This window comes from Pseudomonas sp. P5_A2_2, assembly GCF_054177685.1.
This window is the reverse complement of sequence record NZ_JBGCUL010000679.1, coordinates 1-2472: the sequence shown is the minus strand read 5'-3', so window position 1 is coordinate 2472 and position 2472 is coordinate 1. Positions and strand designations below refer to the sequence as shown.

Sequence of the window (2472 nt, the reverse complement as noted above, 5' to 3'; positions counted from 1 at the left end):
CGCCAGATCTTGGGCTTAAATACCTCGGGCACCGAGCTAAGGGTAAGAGTGGCATTGACGAAACGATCACTCGTCTCGTTCAAGATGCGAAGCTCGCGAATCACAGGGATGGCGTTCTGGAAATCTGCAAGGTTCAGCTTCGCCACCAAGGTGGCAAGGATTTTTACTTCTTTAGGCTGGACTTCTTCTTGGGGCGTGAGGGGCTGAACGATGTCATCCATGCGCAACCATCCTTGTCGTGATCCCCAGGGGAGTGCCGGAAATGGCCGGCCAGGGGGCCCCTCTTGAGCTGATGGCGGGATGATAGTTCTTCTAGTGAGAGCCGGAATGTGCCTTTGGTCATCACTGATTTTTCATCCCATCATCGAATGGCCGCCTACGACAGGAACGAAAACGTACCTTCTCAACTCACTTACCAAGCTGGGGCCAAAGCCCACGGGAAAAATTCAGATATTGGTACCACATCCGAAAAAAACCACCCAGAGCCAGCCGTTTTGTGGGGGTAAAAGTAGGGGGAACTCATCTTATGGCCAAAATCACCATCAAAGAACTCGAGTCGCTGACCGCAGGACCTGCGCCGCACGGGGGCGACCATGATGCAAGCTTTAGGCGTTAGCCTGGATGTCATCGATCGCCGCGGCCCATGGCTGCAAAAAAATTCTTCACAGTCTGGACATTCTCTTGTGTGCTCATCGAAATCTCTCCATTTCCTTTACCCAGGATCGTGTCCGATCTAACCGGACACGTTGTTGGCCTGCTGGTGAGGACGTGGTGTCGGTGATTCAGCCGATATCGACTTTCATGGCGATGTCCCAGGTGCCGGCGCCGTTTTTAGCCAGGCCGATCATCATCAGACCGAGCCACTCGAGCGTCTGGGCCATCTGCAGGCCGCCGACATCCAACGGACGCAGCCCGAGACTCTCGAGGAAGGTCGAGACGCGCGCCTTGGCGTCCGCATCGTCCGCCGCGATGAACGCATCGAGGCGTTCATCCTTCACAAGTACATGGCCGAAGAGGGTATTGAACGCCTTGACGACATGCGCGCTGGCCGGGGCGCCCTTGGCGATCTCCTGCGCACCGGAACTGCCGTGGGGGGTAACGAGGCCCGAGAGATCGGGAGCGACCGGGTTGGTGATATCGATGATCACCTTACCGTCGAGCGCTTTCCCAAAGTCGGCCAATACAGCCACCGCATTGGTGTACGGTACGGCGAGAATGACGATCTCGCCCGCCGGAGTGGTGCCGTAAGTCCCTGTGATCGCTCCGGATGCGATCTTGTCGACAAGCGCCTGCGCCTTGGCGGGATCGCGACTGACAACCTCGACGGTGTGTCCGGCCTTGGCGATACGGCCGCCGACAGCCGCGGCCATGCCTCCCGAACCGATGATACTGATAGTGCTCATGTGCAGTCTCCGTTTGAAATCGGGTAGTTTTCCATCGTTTCTGGACGGGTTACGCCGTCACGGCTTGGCCACCCGCCGGGCGCAGTGCGACCCGGCGGTGTGCCGTCACCTCATCAGTCGGCCGGAAAGTAGTGACCGCTATCAAGATCGGCGAAGAGTCCGGGCTGGGTCGGTTCCCAGCCAAGAACCCGGCGCGTGATGGCGTTCGATGTCGGGGTGTCCAGCGTGACCAGATTCGCAAGGAACCCGAAGTCGCCAGGCAGCATCAGCACGTCCGCGGGAATAGACACGGCCGGCAGATTCAACCGGCTGGAAATGGCTTCGGCGATCTGGCGGTACGGGACAGCCACGTCGGCGATTGCATGCCAGCTTCTGCCCGCCGCGCCTTTTTCCAGCGCCAGGCGAAACACGGTGGCGAGGTCACGGGCATGCACGGCCCCCCAACGGTTGGCACCTTCTCCGGGGTAGCCGACGACACCCTTTTCCTTGGCCAGCCCGATCAACAGCGGAAGGAAGCCGGCGTTATCGGTGGAGCTGTGCATGATCTCAGGGATCCGCACGATCGAAGACCGTATGCCCTTTTCGGCGAGACCGATCACCGTGGTTTCCACGATGTTCCGAACCCGCAGGGTATTCTTGTACGGATCGCCGCCGGGAAGGGGCGGATCCTCCTCGGTGGCCGGCCGGCCCAAGCCCTCCCACCCGGGCGAGCCGACGCTTCCAGACACGACCAACGGCTTTCCGCTTCCGGCCAATGCTTCGCCATAGGCGAGCATGATCTCAAGCTCCGCGGCCGCAACGGCGTTGATCCCGCCGGTTGGGATCAGGTCCTGCCGATGCGCGAGGTGAATGACGCCGTCCGAGGCTGCGGCCGCTTCCTTTAGCCCGTCGAGATCCTCGAGATTGCCGCGACGTACCTTGGCGCCGAGCGCAGCTGCCTGCGCCGCGGCCGTGTCGGACCGAGCCAGAGCAGTGACCTCATGGCCGGCGGCGATAAGATCGGAGATGACGTACGGACCGGAATGGCCGGTGCCGCCGGTAACAAAAACGTGCATATGCGTGCTCCTCG

Annotated in this window: 3 protein-coding genes and 1 pseudogene; 1 reads left to right on the top strand and 3 read right to left on the bottom strand. The window is 60.6% G+C overall.

Annotated features, from left to right (window positions below):
- A partial coding sequence (locus ACXRVY_RS24115) for a hypothetical protein (protein ID WP_458238438.1) occupies positions 1-221 on the bottom strand: 221 nt, incomplete at its 3' end.
- Positions 222-563: 342 nt separating this feature from the next.
- Between ACXRVY_RS24115 and ACXRVY_RS24110 the strand changes: the two are divergent.
- Positions 564-635 (top strand): annotated as a pseudogene (locus tag ACXRVY_RS24110) (integrase); the annotation flags it as partial.
- Positions 636-782: 147 nt separating this feature from the next.
- On the opposite strand, the gene ACXRVY_RS24105 reads toward ACXRVY_RS24110, so the two are convergent.
- Together ACXRVY_RS24105 and ACXRVY_RS24100 are read right to left on the bottom strand one after the other, a co-directional pair.
- Positions 783-1403, bottom strand: coding sequence for an NADPH-dependent F420 reductase (locus ACXRVY_RS24105; RefSeq protein WP_223457231.1), 621 nt, complete (start codon positions 1401-1403; stop codon positions 783-785).
- Positions 1404-1516: 113 nt separating this feature from the next.
- A partial coding sequence (locus tag ACXRVY_RS24100; RefSeq protein WP_458238437.1) for an SDR family oxidoreductase occupies positions 1517-2472 on the bottom strand: 956 nt, incomplete at its 5' end.

Bases quoted from the DNA above. Each gene is read 5' to 3' on its own strand.
- ACXRVY_RS24105 (WP_223457231.1), bottom strand. From the start codon at position 1,403: ATGAGCACTATCAGTATCATCGGTTCGGGAGGCATGGCCGCGGCTGTC.